Raw genomic sequence first — 2,137 nt, 5'->3', positions numbered from 1 at the left:
TCGCCAGGTGGGGGTGGGCGGCGAGGCTGGGGGCGACGGCGTTGACGCGGACGCCGAACGCGGCGGCCTCCAGGGCGGCGCACCGGGTGAGGGCCATGACGCCGGCCTTGGCGGCGGCGTAGTGGGCCTGGCCGGGCTGGACGCGCTGGCCGCCCGCGAGGCCTTCGGCCGGGCCGCCCACCCCTGGGAGGTCGCCAACGTCATCGTCTTCCTGGCCAGCGGCTACTCGTCGTACATGACCGGCGAGACCGTGTCCGTCAGCAGCCAGCACCCCTGACGGGTCTTCTCCGGATCGGACGGACAATGGGCGCGTGCCACAGAACAAGCCGCCGAAGAAGCCCACCGGGACGGCCTCGCCCGACCGCCGCCGCGAACTCCTCGACACCGCCGCCCGGGTCTTCGCGGCCCAGGGCTACAACGCCACCACCGTCCGCAAGATCGCCGACGAGGCAGGCATGCTCGCCGGCAGCCTCTACTACCACTTCGATTCCAAGGAATCGATGCTCGACGAGATCCTCTCCACCTTCCTCGGCGAACTGTGGGAGGGCTACAACGCCGTCCTCGCGGCAGGCCTCGGCCCCCGCGAGACCATCGAGGCCCTCGTCACCGAGTCCTTCCGGGAGATCGACCGGCACCGCGACGCCGTCGCCATCTACCAGAGGGAATCCCGCCACCTCGCCCTGCAGCCCCGCTTCGGCTACCTCGCCGACTCCCAGGAGAAGTTCGAGAAGGCCTGGCTCGGCACCCTCGAACGCGGCGTCGCCGACCGGGTGTTCCGAGCCGACCTCGACATCCGCCTCACCTACCGCTTCGTCCGCGACACCGTGTGGGTGGCCGCGTCCTGGTACCGGCCCCAGGGACGGCACAGCCCCGAGGAGATCGCCCGCCAGTACCTCTCGATGGTCCTGGACGGGATCGCCGTACGCGACTGACCCCAGCGCGCCCCGACCAGAGGAGCCCCCGATGCCCGAGGCCTACATCGTCGACGCGGTCCGCACCCCCGTCGGGAGGCGCGGGGGAGGCCTCGCCGCCGTCCACCCCGCCGACCTCGGCGCCCACGTGCTCGCCGCCCTCGTCGGCCGCACGGGCATCGACCCGGCCGCCGTCGACGACGTCGTCTTCGGCTGCCTCGACACCGTCGGCCCGCAGGCCGGTGACATCGCCCGCACCGCCTGGCTCGCGGCCGGCCTGCCCCAGGAGGTGCCCGGCGTCACCGTCGACCGGCAGTGCGGCTCCTCCCAGCAGGCCCTCCACTTCGCCGCCCAGGCCGTCATGTCCGGCACCCAGGACCTCGTCGTCGCAGGCGGCACCCAGAACATGTCCATGATCCCCATCGCCTACGCCTCCCGGCAGGCCGCCGAACCCCTCGGGCTCACCGGCGGCCCCTACGCCGGGAGCACCGGCTGGCGCGCACGGTACGGGGACGCACCCGTCGACCAGTTCCACGGCGCGGAACTCATCGCCCGCCAGTGGCGCATCGGCCGCACCGACATGGAGGAGTACGCGCTGCGCTCCCACCGGCGGGCCGTCCGCGCCCTCGACGAGGGCCGCTTCGAGCGCGAGACCGCCCCCTGCGCCGGCGTCACCGCCGACGAGGGCCCCCGGCGCGACACCACCCCGGAGAAGATGGCCGCCCTGAAACCCGTCGTCGCCGGCGGCACGATCACCGCAGCCGCCTCCTCCCAGGTCTCCGACGGCGCGGCCGCCCTGCTGATCGCCTCCGAGCGGGCCCTCGCCGACCACGGCCTGCGGCCCCGCGCCCGCATCCACCACCTCTCCGCCCGCGGCGAGGACCCCATCCGCATGCTGACCGCACCCATCCCCGCCACCGCCCACGCCCTGAAGAAGACCGGAATGACCCTCGACGACATCGACGTCGTCGAGATCAACGAGGCCTTCGCCCCCGTCGTCCTCGCCTGGCTGAAGGAGACCGGCGCCGACCCGGACCGCGTCAACCCCAACGGCGGCGCGATCGCGCTGGGCCACCCCCTCGGCGCGACCGGCGCCCGCCTCATGACCACCCTGCTCCACGAGCTGGAGCGCACCGGCGGCCGCTACGGCCTGCAGACCATGTGCGAAGGCGGCGGCCAGGCCAACGTCACCATCGTCGAACGCCTCTGAACCGCCCCCCGCGGAC

General features: G+C 73.7%; 3 protein-coding genes and 1 pseudogene. 3 read left to right on the top strand and 1 reads right to left on the bottom strand.

The features are described from left to right. Positions 1 to 151, bottom strand: a pseudogene (locus EF903_RS31940) (SDR family oxidoreductase); the annotation flags it as partial. On the opposite strand from EF903_RS31940, the gene EF903_RS31935 reads away from it, so the two are divergent. The 3 genes from EF903_RS31935 to EF903_RS31925 are packed head-to-tail and all read left to right on the top strand — an operon-like array spanning position 122 to position 2,121. Further along, a complete protein-coding gene (locus EF903_RS31935) occupies positions 122 to 277 on the top strand; it encodes an SDR family oxidoreductase (RefSeq protein ID WP_399422153.1) in 156 nt (51 codons plus the stop codon). The pseudogene EF903_RS31940 and the gene EF903_RS31935 sit on opposite strands and share 30 nt — an antisense overlap. Before the next feature lie 34 nt (positions 278 to 311). Then, the gene (locus EF903_RS31930) at positions 312 to 932 is read left to right on the top strand and encodes a TetR/AcrR family transcriptional regulator (protein WP_125548452.1); all 621 of its coding nucleotides are present in this window, start codon (positions 312 to 314) and stop codon (positions 930 to 932) included. Between the two features lie 31 nt (positions 933 to 963). Then, complete coding sequence (locus EF903_RS31925; RefSeq protein ID WP_125548451.1) at positions 964 to 2,121, top strand: acetyl-CoA C-acetyltransferase; 1,158 nt, start codon at positions 964 to 966, stop codon at positions 2,119 to 2,121. The last annotated feature ends 16 nt before the right edge of the window (positions 2,122 to 2,137 follow it).

The sequence above is a fragment of the Streptomyces sp. WAC05292 genome (assembly GCF_003949955.1).
In the GTDB taxonomy this organism is placed as follows: Bacteria; Actinomycetota; Actinomycetes; order Streptomycetales; family Streptomycetaceae; genus Streptomyces; species Streptomyces globosus.
Note: the sequence above shows the minus strand (reverse complement) of the source record. Positions and strands in the feature narration are given on the sequence as shown.

Coding starts and splice junctions, on each gene's coding strand:
- EF903_RS31925 (WP_125548451.1), top strand. CDS start 964: ATGCCCGAGGCCTACATCGTCGACGCGGTCCGCACCCCCGTCGGGAGG.